This is a genomic window from Pantoea sp. PNA 03-3 (assembly GCF_003201175.1).
Classification (GTDB): domain Bacteria; phylum Pseudomonadota; class Gammaproteobacteria; order Enterobacterales; family Enterobacteriaceae; genus Pantoea; species Pantoea stewartii.
In genome coordinates, this window is the sequence record NZ_QICO01000008.1 from 201,865 (window position 1) to 219,328 (window position 17,464).

The 17,464-nt window shown below is 53.8% G+C and carries 21 protein-coding genes; 18 read left to right on the forward strand and 3 right to left on the reverse strand.

From position 1 onward, the window contains the following. The first annotated feature begins 21 nt into the window (after positions 1-21). A complete protein-coding gene (locus C7433_RS19375) occupies positions 22-624 on the forward strand; it encodes a LysE family translocator (protein WP_033741549.1) in 603 nt (200 codons plus the stop codon). Between the two features lie 2 nt (positions 625-626). Here C7433_RS19375 and C7433_RS19380 read toward each other — a convergent pair whose 3' ends face one another. Then, positions 627-1,607, reverse strand: coding sequence for a LacI family DNA-binding transcriptional regulator (locus C7433_RS19380; RefSeq protein ID WP_006120559.1), 981 nt, complete (start codon positions 1,605-1,607; stop codon positions 627-629). Between the two features lie 235 nt (positions 1,608-1,842). On the opposite strand from C7433_RS19380, the gene tauA reads away from it, so the two are divergent. From tauA to tauD, 4 genes are read left to right on the forward strand one after another with little or no spacing between them, the layout of a single operon-like run. Next, positions 1,843-2,820 carry a taurine ABC transporter substrate-binding protein gene (gene tauA / locus C7433_RS19385; RefSeq protein WP_110268743.1) on the forward strand — a complete coding sequence of 326 codons (978 nt, stop codon included), beginning with the start codon at positions 1,843-1,845 and terminating at the stop codon, positions 2,818-2,820. Positions 2,821-2,830: 10 nt separating this feature from the next. Continuing rightward, positions 2,831-3,598: a taurine ABC transporter ATP-binding subunit gene (gene tauB, locus C7433_RS19390; protein WP_033741545.1), complete on the forward strand. Its 768-nt coding sequence runs from the start codon at positions 2,831-2,833 to the stop codon at positions 3,596-3,598. Beyond that, positions 3,595-4,425, forward strand: a complete 831-nt coding sequence (gene tauC / locus C7433_RS19395; RefSeq protein WP_006120562.1) for a taurine ABC transporter permease TauC — start codon at positions 3,595-3,597, stop codon at positions 4,423-4,425. Before tauB ends, tauC begins: the two co-directional genes overlap by 4 nt. After that, positions 4,422-5,261: a taurine dioxygenase gene (gene tauD / locus C7433_RS19400; protein ID WP_033741543.1), complete on the forward strand. Its 840-nt coding sequence runs from the start codon at positions 4,422-4,424 to the stop codon at positions 5,259-5,261. The genes tauC and tauD overlap by 4 nt, the downstream gene beginning before the upstream one ends. A gap of 53 nt (positions 5,262-5,314) precedes the next feature. On the opposite strand, the gene C7433_RS19405 is transcribed toward tauD, so the two are convergent. Continuing rightward, positions 5,315-7,219 carry an ABC transporter ATP-binding protein gene (locus C7433_RS19405; protein WP_058701411.1) on the reverse strand — a complete coding sequence of 635 codons (1,905 nt, stop codon included), beginning with the start codon at positions 7,217-7,219 and terminating at the stop codon, positions 5,315-5,317. Positions 7,220-7,330: 111 nt separating this feature from the next. On the opposite strand from C7433_RS19405, the gene kefG reads away from it, so the two are divergent. The 4 genes from kefG (at position 7,331) to slyD (ending at position 10,651) form a co-directional block, all read left to right on the forward strand. After that, on the forward strand, positions 7,331-7,882 hold the full coding sequence (kefG, locus tag C7433_RS19410; RefSeq protein WP_006120565.1) for a glutathione-regulated potassium-efflux system ancillary protein KefG: 552 nt from the start codon (positions 7,331-7,333) through the stop codon (positions 7,880-7,882). Continuing rightward, a complete protein-coding gene (kefB, locus tag C7433_RS19415) occupies positions 7,883-9,688 on the forward strand; it encodes a glutathione-regulated potassium-efflux system protein KefB (protein ID WP_006120566.1) in 1,806 nt (601 codons plus the stop codon). A 23-nt stretch (positions 9,689-9,711) separates the two neighbouring features. Then, positions 9,712-9,906: a YheV family putative zinc ribbon protein gene (locus C7433_RS19420; protein ID WP_006120567.1), complete on the forward strand. Its 195-nt coding sequence runs from the start codon at positions 9,712-9,714 to the stop codon at positions 9,904-9,906. A 196-nt stretch (positions 9,907-10,102) separates the two neighbouring features. Then, complete coding sequence (gene slyD / locus C7433_RS19425; RefSeq protein WP_006120568.1) at positions 10,103-10,651, forward strand: peptidylprolyl isomerase; 549 nt, start codon at positions 10,103-10,105, stop codon at positions 10,649-10,651. Between the two features lie 118 nt (positions 10,652-10,769). Here slyD and C7433_RS19430 read toward each other — a convergent pair whose 3' ends face one another. Next, positions 10,770-10,988, reverse strand: a complete 219-nt coding sequence (locus C7433_RS19430) for a protein SlyX (protein ID WP_006120569.1) — start codon at positions 10,986-10,988, stop codon at positions 10,770-10,772. Between the two features lie 269 nt (positions 10,989-11,257). Between C7433_RS19430 and fkpA the strand changes: the two genes are divergently transcribed. The 9 genes from fkpA to C7433_RS19475 all read left to right on the forward strand — a co-directional run. Continuing rightward, positions 11,258-12,094, forward strand: coding sequence for an FKBP-type peptidyl-prolyl cis-trans isomerase (fkpA, locus tag C7433_RS19435; protein ID WP_006120570.1), 837 nt, complete (start codon positions 11,258-11,260; stop codon positions 12,092-12,094). Between the two features lie 158 nt (positions 12,095-12,252). Beyond that, positions 12,253-12,975 (forward strand): transcriptional regulator, encoded by a 723-nt coding sequence (locus C7433_RS19440; RefSeq protein WP_054632986.1) that lies wholly within the window; start codon positions 12,253-12,255, stop codon positions 12,973-12,975. Then, positions 12,975-13,361, forward strand: coding sequence for a sulfurtransferase complex subunit TusD (tusD, locus tag C7433_RS19445; protein WP_006120572.1), 387 nt, complete (start codon positions 12,975-12,977; stop codon positions 13,359-13,361). The genes C7433_RS19440 and tusD overlap by 1 nt, the downstream gene beginning before the upstream one ends. Then, positions 13,361-13,720 (forward strand): sulfurtransferase complex subunit TusC, encoded by a 360-nt coding sequence (gene tusC, locus C7433_RS19450; protein ID WP_110268744.1) that lies wholly within the window; start codon positions 13,361-13,363, stop codon positions 13,718-13,720. Before tusD ends, tusC begins: the two co-directional genes overlap by 1 nt. A 9-nt stretch (positions 13,721-13,729) precedes the next feature. Beyond that, positions 13,730-14,017, forward strand: a complete 288-nt coding sequence (tusB, locus tag C7433_RS19455; RefSeq protein ID WP_033741532.1) for a sulfurtransferase complex subunit TusB — start codon at positions 13,730-13,732, stop codon at positions 14,015-14,017. A 128-nt stretch (positions 14,018-14,145) separates the two neighbouring features. Beyond that, positions 14,146-14,520, forward strand: a complete 375-nt coding sequence (gene rpsL / locus C7433_RS19460) for a 30S ribosomal protein S12 (RefSeq protein WP_006120575.1) — start codon at positions 14,146-14,148, stop codon at positions 14,518-14,520. A 96-nt stretch (positions 14,521-14,616) separates the two neighbouring features. Further along, positions 14,617-15,087 (forward strand): 30S ribosomal protein S7, encoded by a 471-nt coding sequence (gene rpsG, locus C7433_RS19465; RefSeq protein ID WP_006120576.1) that lies wholly within the window; start codon positions 14,617-14,619, stop codon positions 15,085-15,087. Positions 15,088-15,180: 93 nt separating this feature from the next. Beyond that, entirely contained in the window at positions 15,181-17,295 is a 2,115-nt protein-coding gene (fusA, locus tag C7433_RS19470; protein ID WP_006120577.1) for an elongation factor G, read from the forward strand. Between the two features lie 68 nt (positions 17,296-17,363). Then, positions 17,364-17,464: GTP-binding protein (locus C7433_RS19475; protein ID WP_233255802.1), on the forward strand; the 101-nt coding region annotated here is incomplete at its 3' end.

A 17,464-nucleotide genomic window follows, 5' to 3' on the forward strand; every position in this document is an offset into this window, starting at 1 on the left:
AAGGGAGGAGAACCCGGGTTAATGGAACTCAGTCTGTTTTTATCATTATTAGGCTTTCTTTGGGTCGCGGCGATTACACCCGGACCTAATAATATGTTACTCACCGCCTCGGGGGCCAATTTTGGTTTTTTGCGCACCCTCCCGTTGATGATCGGCATTATGATCGGCATGCAGCTAATGCTGCTGCTGGTAGCGTTTGGCGTGGGTGGATTGATACTGCTTTATCCCTCCCTGCATCTCATCCTGAAAATTGCCGGTAGCCTTTACCTGCTGTGGCTGGCCTGGAAGATTGCCACCGCAGCCTATGAGAAGCTGGAAACCGATGCGGCACCTGTCGCACCTATGCCGTTCTGGCAGGGAGGCTTATTACAACTGATCAACCCCAAAGCCTGGCTCATGGCGCTGGGTGCCGTCGCCAGTTTTAGTCTGGCCGGTGCGGGCTATCGCCATTCTGTCCTGTTAATCAGTCTTGGCATGGTTATGGTCAATCTGGTTGCAGGCGTTATCTGGATGGGCTTTGGTGCGATGATCGGCCGTATTTTACGTAGTCCCCGCGCCTGGAAACGCTTTAACCTGAGCATGGGGCTGTTAACGGCGGCCTGCGTATTGCTGATCTGGCACTGAGCTTAGCTGGATGCGCGCTCCAGGCGCGTCCAGGGCAACACTTCGCGAACAACCGGCGCGTGCGGCTGGCGAATTTTTTTCAGCAACAGCTGCACGCTGCGCGCGCCCAGTTGATACATGGGCTGTTCAATGGTGGTTAACGGTGGATTCAGGCTGCTGGTAAAGGGAATGCCGTCAAACCCCACGACGGCAAGGTCTTCCGGGACACGCAGGCCCGCCTCCAGCGCTGCATGCACCACGCCAACCGCCAGCACATCAGACACGGCAAATACCGCATCCGGCGGCTCCGCTAAACGCAACAATTCCTGCAATGCCCGACTGCCTTCTTCGCAGGTAATGCCTTCGGTATAGACGACATTCGTCCAGTCTGACCCCGATTGCGCAACGCCTTCTCGATAGCCTTGTTCGCGATATTGAGAATAGAGATAACGCATATCGCCATTCACCAGTGCAATGCGCTTACGGCCCCGGCCGGCCAGATAATGGACGGTATCACGTGCGGCGTCCAGATGATCGATGGAGACGGACGAGGCCGCAATCTCGGGATCAAACTCACAACACTGAATCCAGGGCGCATCACCGATAATATCGATCAGGCTTTGCAGCCCGGCGGCGGCATCCATCGTAATCACGCCGTCCACCACCTTGCCGGTCAGTAAGGTCAGGTAGGCCGACTCACGTTTAAACTGTGAGGCCGAATTGCACAGCAGAATATGGTAGCCGTGCATTTCTGCTTCAGCTTCGATGCCCTGAACAACTCGGGAGCAAAAAGGGTTCGTGATATCGGAGATCAGGACCAGCAGCATATGACTCTGCGAGGTTCGCAACTGACGCGCCAGCAGGTTTGGCTGATAGCCGCTTGTGGCAATGGCATCCAGCACTTTCTGTCGCGTATCTGCTTTTACCCCAGGATGCGCGTTAAGCACGCGGGATACCGTGGCTTTAGACACGCCAGCTAACAGGGCAACTTTGTCGATCGACATCGAACTCGCAAGCCTCACCGGGGAGCAAATAATAGCGCATATCAATAGCACAACCAGGATGTGAGCGCCTGACAAATTTATGGCTTTTTGTCTGAAATTTAATTTGCGTATAACGGCAATCTATTGCAGATGATGATCTAAGAATTTCTTTCTATTAGGGATAACTTTTAATTCCTTTATGAAATTACTTCTGCCAGCAACACTGCCCACATCATAAAAATGATGGGGAAAAATCATGCAGAAAGGGCGACTCACGATTCTGGCGGCGGTCCTGTCAGTGCTGGCGTTTCAGGCCAACGCGGTCAACGTAACGGTGGCTTATCAGACCTCCGCTGAACCTGCTAAGGTGGCGCAGGCGGATAATACGTTTGCCAAAGAGAGCGGTGCGACGGTCGAATGGCGCAAATTCGATAGCGGATCAGGCGTGCTTCGTGCGCTGGCATCAGGCGATGTCCAGATTGGCAATATTGGTTCCAGCCCACTGGCCGTTGCGGCAACGCAGCAGCTTCCCATCGAAGCCTTTTTACTGGCTTCTCAGTTAGGCAATTCTGAAGCGCTGGTCGTGAAGAAAACGATCACCCGTCCCCAGGACCTGATCGGCAAGCGGATCGCTGTCCCCTTTATTTCGACCACCCATTACAGCTTGTTAGCGGCATTAAAACACTGGGGGATTAAGCCGTCTCAGGTTCAACTGATCAATCTGCAACCGCCTGCGATTGTGGCGGCCTGGCAACGCGGGGACATTGACGGTGCTTACGTTTGGGCACCTGCGGTGAATGAACTGGAGAAAGATGGCACCGTTTTAACGGATTCGTCGCAGGTCGGGCGCTGGGGCGCACCGACACTTGATGTCTGGGTGGTACGCAAAGACTTCGCGCAGCAGCATCCGGATATCGTGACCGCCTTTGCCCGTAGCGCTATTGAGGCGCAGAAAGCCTACCTGGACCATCCCGAACAGTGGCTTAAACAGCCTGATAACCTTAGTAAACTTTCGCGCTTAAGCGGCGTGCCCGAGCAACAAATTCCTGGACTGGTTAAGGGCAACACCTATCTGACCGCCGCCCAGCAGGTGGCGCAACTGCAGCAGCCGGTGAACAAAGCCATCGTGGACACGGCGCAATTCCTGAAAGAACAGGGCAAGGTGCCGCAGGCCGGTAATGATTACAGCGCCTTTGTCACGAGTCGTTTTGTTGCGCCCCTGGTCAAGCCCTGAGGACATCGTCATGTTGCGAATAGCCCATCTGAACGCGAGCTATGGCGGACAGCCGGTATTACAGGACATCTCACTGCGCGTGGAGGATAACGCGCTGGTCGTTGTGCTGGGACCGTCAGGCTGTGGCAAAACCACGTTGCTGAATCTGATCGCCGGTTTTTTACCGGTCGAGTCCGGCAGTATTTCTCTGGACGGCAAGGCAATTCAGGGGCCAGGCGCCGATCGCGGCGTGGTGTTTCAGCATGAGGGCCTGCTGCCCTGGCGGAATGTGCTGGATAACGTCGCTTTCGGATTACAGATTGCCGGTATGGCGCGCCAGCCGCGTGAAGCCCTTGCACGGCAGATGATAAAAAATGTTGGGCTGGAAGGCGCTGAAAAGCGGCATATCTGGCAGTTATCTGGCGGACAGCGTCAACGCGTTGGCATCGCCCGCGCGCTGGCTGCCGATCCCCGCCTGTTACTGCTCGATGAACCGTTTGGCGCACTTGATGCGTTTACCCGTGAACAAATGCAGACCTTGCTGTTAAGGCTGTGGCAGGACAGCGGTAAACAGATCCTGCTGATTACGCATGACATTGAAGAAGCCATTTTTCTGGCGAGCGAGCTGGTGCTGCTCTCTCCGGGGCCCGGTCGGGTACAGGAAACGCTGACGCTGAATTTTGGCCAGCGTTTCGTGGACGGCGAACCCTGCCGCAGCATCAAGTCTGATCCCGATTTCATCGCCCAACGGGAATATGTGCTGAACCGGGTATTTGCACAACGGGAGGCATTTGCATGAGTGCGATCATTAACGATGTGCCGACCCGCGCCCGGCGTCGTCGCCTGCGCTGGCCTTTCTCCCTGACGGCCACGCTGAGCACAGTGAGCCTGCTTGTGCTGTTGTTCATCTGGTGGAGCGTGACCACACTGGGGCTCATTGCGCCGCTGTTTCTGCCGTCGCCGCAGCAGGTGCTGAGTAAGTTACTGAGCGTTGCCGGTCCGCAGGGGTTTATGGACGCGACGTTGTGGCAGCACCTGTCAGCCAGCCTGACGCGCATGCTGATTGCGCTCAGCGCGGCGGCATTAACAGGCATTCCGGTGGGCATTGCGATGGGCGTCAGCCCGGTTTTACGTGCCCTGATCGATCCCCTGATTGAGCTCTATCGGCCCGTGCCGCCGCTGGCGTATTTACCGTTGATGGTCATTTGGTTCGGTATTGGTGAAACATCGAAAATACTGCTGATCACGCTGGCGATTTTTGCCCCGATAGTGCTGTCGACTGTGGCCGGTGTTCGCAACGCACAGCAGGTTCGTCTGCGCGCCGCGGCATCGTTGGGGGCGAATCGCTGGCAACGGCTGCGCTGGGTCATCCTGCCGGGTGCCTTGCCAGAGATACTGACCGGCTTACGCATTGGATTAGGTGTGGGCTGGTCAACGCTGGTGGCCGCCGAGCTCATTGCTGCCACGCGTGGGCTGGGCTTTATGGTGCAGTCGGCAGGGGAATTTCTGGCAACGGATGTGGTGCTGGCAGGGATCGCGGTGATTGCCATTGTGGCATGTAGTTTAGAACTGGGTCTGCGTGCGCTACAGCGCCGTCTGACGCCCTGGAACGGAGAGCAAAAATGAACGAAAAGTTAGCGATTACGCCTCTGGGCCCCTTTATCGGCGCGCAGGTCGGCAACCTTGATGTCTCGCGTCCACTCAGTGACGCGCAGTTTGAGCAGCTCTATCACGCCTTGCTGCGTCATCAGGTACTGTTTTTACGTGATCAGGTGATCACGCCCGAGCAGCATCGTGCGCTGGCCATTCGCTTTGGCGATCTTCATATCCATCCGGTTTATCCGCATGCGCCGGGCGTGGAAGAGATCATTGTCCTGGATACGCATCAGGATAATCCTCCGGATAATGATAACTGGCACACCGATGTGACGTTCATTCAGACGCCTCCGGCTGTGGCGCTGCTGGCGTCCAAAGTCTTGCCGGAGGCGGGTGGGGATACGTTATGGACCAGCGGTATTGCGGCGTATGAGGCGCTGTCTGCTCCCTTCAAAACCTTGCTGTCTGAACTCTATGCGGAGCACGATTTTACAAAGTCGTTTCCGGAATATAAACACCGTAAGACAGAAGAGGAACACCAGCGCTGGCGGCAGGCTGCGGCGAAAAACCCACCTGTGCAGCATCCTGTTATCCGGACGCATCCGGTTAGTGGGAAAAAAGCGCTGTTCGTCAATGAGGGTTTTACAACCCGAATTCTGACGCTGAGTCAGAAAGAGAGCGATGCATTACTGGGCTTTTTGTTTGCGCATAGCACGAAACCGGAGTTTCAGGTGCGCTGGCGCTGGCAGCCTAATGACCTGGCGATTTGGGACAATCGCGTCACTCAGCACTACGCCAATGCCGATTACTATCCGGCCCGAAGAGTGATGCAGCGCGCCACGGTATTAGGCGATAAGCCTTACTGAACCGTACCGCGAGTACACCGGTACGGTTGTGACGAAAGGTGATGCCGCCTCTGTCAGGAGGCGAGCATCGCTTCCAGTTTTTCCTGCGCGTCCAGCCAGGCCATTTCCACCTCTTCCAGCGCCGATTTACTCTCAGCCTGTTTTTGCAGGGCAGCCGTTAAATCAGCCTTGCGGCTGTGTTCGTACAGCGCGCTGTCTGCCAGCAGGTGTTCGGCGTCGGCCAGTTGGGCTTGCCACTTCGCCATCTGTTTTTCTAACTTCTCGATTTCTTTGCGCAAGGGCTGGGTCTGCGTTCGCAGCTCGGCTTCACGACGCTTTTGATCCTTACGGGCCTGAGCACTGTTACCATTGTCCTGTTTAGGCGCGGCCTCATTTTGCGTTTGCTGTTTTTGCAGGTCGCTCAGCCACTGCTGATAATCTTCCAGATCGCCCGGAAACACATCAACGCTGCCATCATGCACCAGATAGAGGTCATCGGTGGTGGCACGTAACAGATGGCGATCGTGCGATACGACAACCAGTGCGCCTTCAAAATCAATCAACGCCTCAGTCAATGCCTGACGCATGTCCAAATCGAGGTGGTTGGTGGGTTCATCCAGTAACAGCAGGTTGGGGCGCTGCCAGACAATCAGCGCCAGCACCAGCCGCGCTTTTTCGCCGCCAGAGAAGCGTTCGGTTACCTCTGTGACTTTATCGCCCTGAAAGCCAAAGCCGCCCAGATAATCCCGTAACTGCTGCTCGAGCACTTTCGGCGCAAGCCGTGAAAGATGTTGTAAAGGCGACTCATCGGCGCGCAGGAACTCCAGCTGATGCTGAGCGAAGTAACCCAGCTTGATCCCTTTCGCCAGGCCAATTTCGCCCGCTTTGGCGGCGAGTTCGCCCGCCAGCAGCTTAATCAGCGTTGACTTGCCGGCACCGTTGCGACCCAGCAGGCCAATGCGCGATCCCGGCACCAGGTTAAGTTTAATGGCGTTCAGAATAATGCGATCGCCATAGCCCGCGGTGACTTTATCCATTTTCAGCAGCGGATTCGGCAGGCTTTCGGGTGCGCGGAAGCTGAAGCTAAACGGATTATCCACATGGGCTGGCGCAATCAGCTCCATCCGTTCCAGCATCTTAATACGGCTTTGCGCCTGTTTGGCTTTGGTGGCCTGTGCACGGAAACGATCGATATATTTTTGCAGGTGCGCCACTTTTTCCTGCTGACTCTGGTATAACGCCTGCTGCTGGGCCAGTTTCGCGCCGCGCTGGCGTTCGAAGGAACTGTAGTTACCGGTGTACTCGGTCATCGTCTGCTGTTCGATGTGGATAATTTTGTCCACCACCGGATCGAGAAAATCGCGATCGTGCGAGATCAGAATCAGCGTGCCCTCATAGCTTTTTAGCCAGCGTTCCAGCCAGATCACGGCGTCCAGATCGAGGTGGTTCGTCGGTTCATCAAGTAACAACAGGTCCGATCGACACAGCAGTGCCTGGGCCAGGTTAAGACGCATGCGCCAGCCCCCCGAAAAATCACTGACCGGGCGCTGAAGCTGTTCCTGACTGAATCCGAGCCCGTGCAGCAGGCTTGAGGCGCGCGACTGAATCGTCCAGGCTTGAATGGTATCGAGCTTACCGTGAATCAGGGCGATGGCATTTCCGTCATTTCTGATGTTGGCCTCTGCCAGTTCTGCTTCAAGATGGCGGTATTCACGGTCGCCATCGATGACATAGTCAAGGGCGGCCTGGCTGAGGGCAGGCGTTTCCTGATTCACCCAGGCAAGCGACCAGTTACCGGGAAAGGTAAACGATCCCGCATCGCTGGTGATCTCACCTTTCAGCAACGACAGCAGGGTGGATTTTCCACAGCCGTTTTTACCCACCAGCCCGACTTTTTGGCCGGGATTGATGGTGGCGGTAGCGTTGTCGAGCAGGACGCGAACACCGCGGCGAATTTGTAGGGCAGAAAAGACAATCATAAGCGCCGTATCGTCAGAATATGTTAATTTACGTGCAACATAATTGGGTTTTTGTTGCGTTGTGCATGGTAGCGGAAATCCGCACCAATGACGACGCTTTGGAGGGAAAGGATGTCGCAGCCACCTAAGATTTTGCTGCTTTTTGCTCATCCGGAAGCGCAGGATTCCATCGCAAATCGTATTTTGCTGGACGCGGCCAGGCCCCTTGAGCATGTTACCGTTCATGACCTCTATGCCGCCTATCCGGATTTTTTTATCGATATCCACCATGAGCAACAGCTACTGCGTGAGCATGATGTGATTATTTTTCAACATCCTCTCTATACCTACAGCTGCCCGGCGTTACTTAAAGAGTGGTTAGATCGCGTGTTGTCCCGAGGTTTTGCCAACGGCATAGACGGAAACGCATTAGAAGGAAAGTACTGGCGCAGTATCGTCACAACCGGCGAACCTGAAACGGCCTTTCAGCAGCACGGACTGAACCGCTATTCCATGAATGACATTTTGCGACCTTTTGAGCTGACCGCACAGATGTGCCGTATGCACTGGATGTCGCCGATGATTATTTACTGGGCGCGCCGTCAGCAACCTGATTTACTCAAAAAATATGCCCGTGCCTATAGCGACTGGCTGGCAGCACCGCTGCCGAATGGAGGGTTATAAATGGAAGGACAAACGCTGCTGACCGCAGGAGTCATCTATCTCTTTGCGGCGGTGCTGATTGTACCGGTAGCGGCTCGCCTGGGGATTGGCGCAGTATTGGGGTACTTACTGGCCGGTATTGCCATTGGTCCGTGGGGACTGGGATTTATTAGTGACGTCGACGAGATTCTGCACTTTTCTGAACTGGGCGTTGTCTTTCTGATGTTTATCATCGGGTTGGAACTGAACCCGGCAAAGTTGTGGGCGCTGCGCCGTTCTATCTTTGGTATCGGTGCCGCGCAGGTGATTTTCTCCGCCGCCATTCTTGGCGCATTGCTGTGGCTGACAAACTTTGACTGGCGTGCGGCGGTAATCGGCGGGATCGGTCTGGCCATGTCATCAACGGCGATGGCCTTGCAGCTGATGCGGGACAAGGGCATGAACCGCAGCGAAGCGGGCCAGCTAGGGTTTTCGGTGCTGCTGTTTCAGGATCTGGCTGTTATTCCGGCGTTGGCACTGATTCCGCTTCTGGCCGGGAATGACAGCGGCAGCGTCGACTGGATGAAAGTGGGCATGAAGGTCCTGGCGTTTGCCGGCATGCTCGTCGGGGGCCGCTATTTACTGCGCCCCATTTTTCGCTACATCGCGGCCTCAGGCGTGCGTGAAGTATTTACCGCCGCCTCGCTGCTGCTGGTATTGGGCTCCGCGTTGTTTATGGATGCGCTGGGGTTATCCATGGCGTTAGGCACCTTTATCGCCGGGATTCTGCTGGCGGAAAGTGAATACCGTCATGAGCTGGAAGTGGCGATCGAGCCGTTCAAAGGCTTACTGCTGGGGCTGTTTTTTATCTCGGTGGGCATGGCGCTGAACCTCGGGGTGCTTTATACCCACATTATCGCCATTTTACTGGGCGTACTGACGCTGGTGTCGGTCAAGTTACTGGTGCTGTATGTGCTGGCTCGAATCTATGGCTTACGCAGCTCTGAACGTCAGCAGTTTGCCGGCGTGTTGAGTCAGGGCGGCGAGTTTGCTTTTGTACTGTTCTCGGCGGCCTCGTCAGCCAGACTGTTCTCGGGCGACCAACTGCCGCTGCTGCTGGTTACCGTGACGCTGTCCATGATGACCACGCCGCTGCTTATGCAGGCAATTGATCGGCTGTTGGCGCGTCGCTTTAATGAAAGCGATGAAGACACTGAAAAACCCTTCGTTGAGGACGATCAGCCGCAGGTCATTGTGGTGGGCTTCGGACGTTTTGGTCAGGTAGTGGGCCGTTTGCTGATGGCAAACAATAAGCGCATCACCGTACTGGAGCGTGATATTAGTGCGGTCAACCTGATGCGCAAGTACGGCTACAAGGTTTACTATGGTGATGCAACGGAGCTGGAACTGCTGCGAGCGGCGGGTGCGGCTGATGCGCAGTCAATCGTCATTACCTGCAGCAATCCGGAAGATGCGATGACGATTGTGCATCTCTGCCAGCAACATTTTCCGCATTTGCAGATTATGGCGCGTGCCCGTGGTCGTGTGGAAGCCCACGAACTGCTGCAGGCGGGCGTGACGCAGTTCTCACGCGAAACTTTTTCCAGTGCGCTGGAACTGGGGCGTAAAACGCTTATGTCGCTGGGAATGCATCCTCATCAGGCTCATCGGGCACAGCAACACTTCCGCCGGCTGGATATGCGCATGTTGCGGGAGCTGATGCCTGTCCACTCTGATATGGCGCAGATTTCCCGTGTCCGCGAGGCGCGACGTGAACTGGAAGACATTTTTCAGCGTGAAATGCAGCATGAACGACGTCAGTTCCATGACTGGGATGACGATCAGTAATCAAAAGACACAGGTAGAACAGCATGCGTAAACGCTTTATTGCTGGTGCGGTATGTCCGCATTGTCAGGAAAAAGACACGCTGGCCATGTGGCGTGAAAACAATGTCGATGTCGTCGAGTGTGTAAAGTGCGGCCATCAAATGCGGGAAGCCGATAAACAGGCACGCGATCAGGTTCGCAGTAACGAGCAAGTGATCGGAATTTTCCATCCCGAGTAGCGAAATGGCCCAGCTTTTTTTAAGCTTAAGCACACAGCGGGATTGAATTCCGTTACAATTGACGCCATTAACGCTGAAGTCGCAAGAGCAAAAGAGTGCCTCTTGTACTCAGCCCCGAACCTTTCTGGTTGGTGTTATTGCACGCAAGAATAGACCAATGAGACGGGATCTTAGTTCTCAACGGTTAGGAGATATCATGAAAGTAGCAAAAGACCTGGTGGTAAGCCTGGCCTATCAGGTACGTACAGAAGACGGTGTGTTGGTTGACGAGTCACCGGTGAGTGCACCGTTAGACTATCTGCACGGTCATGGTTCCCTGATTTCTGGTCTGGAAAATGCGCTGGAAAACCACGTCGCGGGCGATAAGTTTGACGTGCATATCCCGGCAAATGACGCGTACGGTCAGTACGATGACAACCTGGTACAGCGCGTACCAAAAGACGTTTTTATGGGCGTTGACGAATTACAGGTTGGCATGCGTTTCCTGGCGGAAACCGATCAGGGTCCGGTGCCGGTTGAAATCACCGAAGTGGAAGACGACCATGTTGTGGTTGACGGTAACCACATGCTGGCGGGTCAGAACCTGAACTTTAACGTTGAGGTGGTTGCGATTCGTGAAGCCACACCGGAAGAGCTGGCACACGGCCATGTTCACGGTGCAGATGGTCATCACCACGATCACGACCATGACCATGACCACGGTAAAGGTGGTTGCGGAACGGGCGGTTGTGGCTGCAGCCACTAAGTCCGACGCGGTAGTGCAGGGCCACCTTCGGGTGGCCTTACTTTTTGCGGCATTTTATTGTCAGCAGGCCTCGGCAGAACGGGCCTGCCGACAGTCAGCCTGGCCTGTCACGGATGGATCAGTAATGCGGCGGCGGGGTTTCTTCTGAAGCATCGGCAATCATCGACGGCGCGCTGGCTTTAAACTTCTCAAGTAACAGGCGCATATGTTCGCGCATCTTACTCATTTCAAGTTCATGCTGAACGACGGTATTGTTCAGTTGATCGATAGTGATCTCCTGAAAGGCCAGCTTACTTTCAAGCGCTTCAATACGTTGTTCCCACTCTGACTGTTGCATGATCTTTTCTCCTGTTAAGGGGTTACTCAGCGCATGATTCTAAAGGCTGGCGTTGCAGAATTGCCCTATTTATTCGCTTTTATTTGGTGTTTAGCTTGAAAAAGGGTCAGATGACATCATCTCTGGTGAAACTTCCTGATGCAAAAAAGGTCGGAAGTAGACCAGATAATTACGTTGTGGGAGTGTTCGTCATTGCCACGTAAAGTTATAGTGTGGGCCCTTAGTCCGCAATGATTCCCGAGGTGAGAGGCTTCGGTTTTGGAGAAAGGATGAAATCACTGTTTAAAGTCACATTGTTAGCTACCACCATGGCCGTCGCGCTGAATGCTCCGCTGGCAATGGCTGCAGAAACAGCAGCAGCTCCGGCCGCTGCCGATGCTCCACAGTCTGCTCCTCAGGCTCCAAAAAATGCCGCCTTCAAAAATGAAGATCAGCAATCTGCATACGCTTTGGGTGCGTCACTGGGCCGTTATATGGACAACTCCCTGAAAGAACAGGAGAAGTTGGGCATCAAGCTGGACAAGCAGCAACTGATTGCCGGTGTTCAGGACGCGTTTGGCGGCAAGAGCAAGCTGTCTGACGAAGAAATCGAGCAAACCCTGCAGGCGTTCGAAGCCCGCGTGAAAGGCGCGGCGTCAGCCAAGATGGAAAAAGACGCAAAAGAAAATGCCGAGAAGGGTGAAGCTTACAGCGCTAAGTTTGCTAAAGAGAGCGGCGTGAAGAAGACCGAAAGTGGTCTGCTGTATAAGGTTGAGAAAGAAGGGACCGGTGAGGCACCAAAAGACAGCGATACAGTCGTTGTAAACTACAAAGGTACGCTGATCGACGGCACCGAGTTTGATAACTCTTACACGCGCGGTGAGCCCCTGTCTTTCCGTCTTGACGGCGTGATTCCAGGCTGGACTGAAGGCCTGAAGCACGTTAAGAAAGGCGGTAAGATCAAGCTGGTTATCCCACCAAACCTGGCGTACGGTAAAAACGGTGTTCCGGGCATCCCGGCTAACTCCACGCTGGTGTTTGACGTTGAGCTGCTTGATATCAAACCGGCACCAAAAGCGGATGAAAAAACGCAGGCACCTGCTGCTGACGCGAAGAAATCCCAGTAATCTGTCTGCCGCCACCTTCGGGTGGCGGTTTCTCTTTATGACAAACCTCTGGCATAACCCCGCGACATTTGCCAGACTATCGCCTGCATAACTATCCCAATATTGAGTCTGCCCGTAGCCGCTGTGACAGGCTCCAGCCATGTAGGGTGATGTCTTCAATGTCTAATCCATTCAATCCCGGTGAACTGAGCGACTTCGATCTTCTGGAGCAGCATCCGTTCGAGCAAACTGATTACGATATTTTAAAATCGTATGAGGCCGTTGTAGATGGTCTTGCCATGTTGATCGGCTCGCATTGTGAAATCGTCCTCCACTCACTGGAAGATTTAAACTGTTCGGCCGTGCGTATTGCTAACGGCGAGCATACGGGGCGTAAAGTGGGCTCGCCCATCACGGATTTAGCCTTGCGCATGCTGCATGATATGCAGGGTGCAGACAGCAACGTCTCCCGCGCTTACTTTACCCGCGCGAAAAGTGGTGTGCTGATGAAGTCCGTCACGATTGCGATTCGTAATCGCCAGCAGCGGGTGATTGGCTTGCTGTGTATCAACATGAACCTCGACGTTCCGTTTTCACAGATCATGTCGACGTTTCTGCCGCCAGAGATGCAGCAGGTCGATTCCAATGTGAACTTTGCCAGTTCGGTCGATGACCTGGTCATGCAGACGCTGGAATTTACGATTGAAGAAGTGAGCGCCGACCGTAACGTCTCGAATAATGCCAAGAACCGTCAGATCGTATTGAATCTGTATGAAAAAGGGATTTTCGATATTAAAGACGCCATCAATCAGGTCGCCGAGCGCTTAAATATTTCCAAACATACCGTGTACCTGTACATCCGCCAGTTTAAAAACGGTGACTTTCAGGGGCAGGATCGTTAATGCGCTATGCGCTTCTTGTCACCGGTCCGGCCTATGGTACGCAGCAGGCGACCAGCGCCCTGCTGTTTGCCAACGCGCTGCTGGCAGCGGGACACCAGCTGGAAAGCGTCTTTTTTTATCGGGAAGGCGTGCTGAACGCCAATCAGCTTAGCGCGCCCGCCAGTGACGAATTCGATCTTGTTCGTGCCTGGCAGTCGCTTCATCAGGCGCATGGGGTGGCGCTGAACATTTGCGTGGCGGCCGCACTCCGGCGCGGCGTAACGGATGCGCAGGAAGCCTCACGGCTTGCGCTGCCGGGCGCGAATCTTCAGCCCGGTTTTACCCTGGCCGGCTTAGGCGCGCTGGCGGAAGCGGCGCTGCGTTGCGAGCGGATGGTGCAGTTCTGATGAAGCGTGTCGCGTTTGTATTCACCCGAGCCCCACATGGCAGCAGTGCGGGACGTGAAGGGTTAGATGCGGTGCTGGCCACCGGCGCGTTGAGTGACGATATCGGCCTGTTTTTTATTGGAGATGGCGTTCTGCAGCTTAACAGTGAGCAACAGCCGGAAAATATTCACAGCCGGCATTATGCCGCTACCTTCGGCGTGCTGGCGCTGTATGATATCGACCAGTGTTATCTGTGCAGGGCGTCGCTGCAGTCGCGCGGTTTAGCGGAAAATGCGCCACGCATTCTGGATGCCGAAATTTTAGATGCGTCGGCCCTGCGGAAAAAACTCGCAGGCTATGACCGTATTTTGACTTTTTAAGAGCACCTAATGCTGCATACGTTATTTCACTCACCGACTTACAGCGACATCGAAAGCCTGACCCGACTGCTTATGCCGGAGGATGACCTGCTCTTGCTGCAGGATGGCGTACTGGCGGCGATTGAGGGCAGCAGGGCGCTGGAACAGCTTCGCGCCTCAGGGGCGAAGCTCTGGGCACTGGAAGATGACCTGAATGCCCGGGGGCTGAGCACGCAAATTTCCCCTGTTGTGCAGTCTGTGGACTATACTTTTTTCGTTGCGCTAACGGTAAAACATCAACAACAAATGGCCTGGTAATGCGTTGGCCCCCTGGTTATTTCTTGACACCTTTTTGACACAGCCCTAAAATTCTGCCTCCTCGTAATTCTACGAGGTGATTTATTACGTGTTTACGAAGCAAAAAGCTAAATCCCAGGAGCTATTTAATGGCAACAGTTAACCAGCTGGTTCGCAAACCACGCGTCCGCAAAGTTGCAAAGAGCAACGTGCCGGCGCTGGAAGCTTGCCCGCAGAAACGTGGCGTTTGTACCCGTGTGTACACCACCACTCCTAAAAAACCAAACTCAGCACTGCGTAAAGTTTGCCGTGTGCGTTTGACTAACGGTTTTGAAGTCACCTCCTACATCGGTGGTGAAGGTCACAACCTGCAGGAACACTCCGTGATCCTGATCCGTGGCGGTCGTGTTAAAGACCTGCCAGGTGTGCGTTACCACACCGTCCGTGGCGCGCTGGACTGCTCAGGTGTTAAAGACCGTAAGCAGTCACGCTCCAAGTACGGCGTGAAGAAGCCAAAGGCTTAATGGTTCTCCGTTAAGTAAGGCCAAACGTTTTAACTTAAATGTCAAACTAAACTCGTAGAGTTTTGGACAATCCTGAATTAACAACGGAGTATTTCCATGCCACGTCGTCGCGTCATTGGTCAGCGTAAAATTCTGCCGGATCCTAAGTTCGGATCAGAGCTGCTGGCTAAATTTGTCAATATCCTGATGGTAGATGGTAAAAAATCTACTGCTGAATCTATCGTCTATACCGCACTTGAGACCCTGGCTCAACGTGCTGGTAAAGATGGCCTGGAAGCTTTTGAGGTTGCTCTCGAAAACGTGCGTCCGACTGTCGAAGTTAAGTCACGTCGCGTTGGTGGTTCAACCTATCAGGTTCCAGTTGAAGTCCGTCCGGTTCGTCGTAATGCCCTGGCAATGCGTTGGATCGTAGAAGCTGCTCGTAAACGCGGTGATAAATCTATGGCTTTACGCCTGGCGAACGAACTTTCTGACGCTGCAGAAAACAAAGGTACTGCAGTTAAGAAACGTGAAGACGTTCACCGTATGGCTGAAGCCAACAAGGCGTTCGCTCACTACCGCTGGTAACAGCTGCGTAGTTGTTGTTAAACCAGCGGGCGCTCAAACAGCCAACCCGCTGGGGTCGACTAACTTTGAACGTCCTAAAAACCGAGGAATAAAATGGCTCGTACAACACCCATTGCGCGCTACCGTAATATCGGTATCAGCGCACACATCGACGCCGGTAAAACCACTACTACCGAGCGTATCCTGTTCTACACCGGTGTTAACCACAAAATCGGTGAAGTGCATGATGGCGCAGCGACCATGGACTGGATGGCACAGGAGCAGGAACGTGGTATTACCATCACGTCTGCTGCAACGACCGCGTTCTGGTCAGGTATGGCTAAGCAGTTTGAGCCACACCGCATCAACATCATCGACACCCCGGGACACGTTGACTTCACCATCGAAGTAGAACGTTCCATGCGTGTGCTCGATGGCGCAGTAATGGTTTACTGTGCTGTAGGTGGTGTTCAGCCACAGTCTGAGACCGTATGGCGTCAGGCTAACAAATATAAAGTTCCACGCATTGCGTTCGTTAACAAAATGGACCGCATGGGTGCAAACTTCCTGAAAGTAGTTGGTCAGATCGAATCTCGTCTGGGCGCGACTCCGGTTCCGCTGCAGATCGCTATCGGCGCTGAAGAAAACTTCACCGGCGTTGTTGACCTGATCAAAATGAAAGCCATCAACTGGAACGACCAGGATGCGGGCGTGACCTTCGATTACGAAGAGATCCCAGCTAACCTGCAAGAACTGGCTGAAGAATGGCGCGGCAAGCTGATCGAAGCTGCAGCAGAAGCCTCTGAAGAGCTGATGGAGAAATTCTTCAGCGGTGAAGAGCTGACTGAAGAAGAGATCAAAAAAGCGCTGCGTCAGCGCGTGCTGAAAAACGAAATCATCCTGGTGACCTGTGGTTCTGCATTTAAGAACAAAGGTGTTCAGGCAATGCTGGATGCGGTTGTTGAGTATCTGCCAGCCCCGACCGACGTACCGGCAATCAACGGTATGCTGGACGATGGTAAAGATACCCCAGCTGAGCGTCACGCAAGTGATGAAGAGCCGTTCTCTGCTCTGGCGTTTAAGATCGCAACTGACCCATTCGTGGGTAACCTGACGTTCTTCCGCGTTTACTCTGGTGTGGTTAACTCAGGCGATACCGTTCTGAACTCCGTGAAATCTGCACGTGAGCGTTTCGGTCGTATCGTTCAGATGCACGCTAACAAACGTGAAGAAATCAGCGAAGTTCGCGCAGGTGACATCGCCGCTGCAATCGGCCTGAAAGACGTTATCACTGGTGATACCCTGTGTGATCCAAACGCGCCAATCATTCTGGAGCGTATGGAATTCCCTGAGCCGGTAATTTCTATCGCCGTTGAGCCGAAAACCAAAGCTGACCAGGAAAAAATGGGTCTGGCTCTGGGTCGTCTGGCGAAAGAAGACCCGTCATTCCGCGTATGGACTGACGAAGAGTCTAACCAGACTATCATCGCTGGTATGGGTGAACTTCACCTCGATATCATCGTTGACCGTATGAAGCGTGAATTCAACGTTGAAGCGAACGTGGGTAAACCACAGGTTGCTTACCGTGAAGCTATCCGCTCTAAAGTTACCGGTATCGAAGGTAAACACGCCAAGCAGTCTGGTGGTCGTGGTCAGTACGGTCATGTTGTTATCGACATGTACCCGCTGGAGCCAGGTTCGAACCCGAAAGGTTACGAATTTGTCAACGATATCAAAGGTGGTGTAATTCCTGGCGAATTCATCCCAGCCGTTGATAAAGGTATCCAGGAGCAGTTGAAATCAGGCCCACTGGCAGGTTATCCGGTTGTGGATCTGGGTGTTCGTCTGCACTTCGGTTCTTACCATGACGTTGACTCCTCTGAACTGGCGTTTAAACTGGCCGCGTCTATTGCCTTTAAAGATGGCTTTAAGAAAGCGCAGCCTGTTCTGCTTGAGCCTATCATGAAGGTTGAAGTTGAAACCCCAGAAGAGAACACCGGTGACGTAATCGGTGACCTTAGCCGTCGTCGTGGTATGCTCAAAGGGCAGGAATCTAACGCTACTGGCGTTCAGATCCACGCTGAAGTTCCACTGTCTGAAATGTTCGGATATGCAACTCAGCTGCGCTCTCTGACCAAAGGTCGTGCTTCGTACTCCATGGAGTTCCTGAAGTATGACGACGCACCGAACAACGTTGCGCAGGCCGTTATTGAAGCTCGTAGCAAATAAGCTACGGTTTAAATTTGAACTGATGCCTTCATCCCGGGTGATGAAGGCATAACGTAAGGAATATCGCCATGGCGAAAGAGCAATTTCAACGTAACAAACTGCACGTAAACGTGGGCACCATCGGTCACGTTGACCACGGTAAAACCACCCTGACTGCAGCAATCACCAC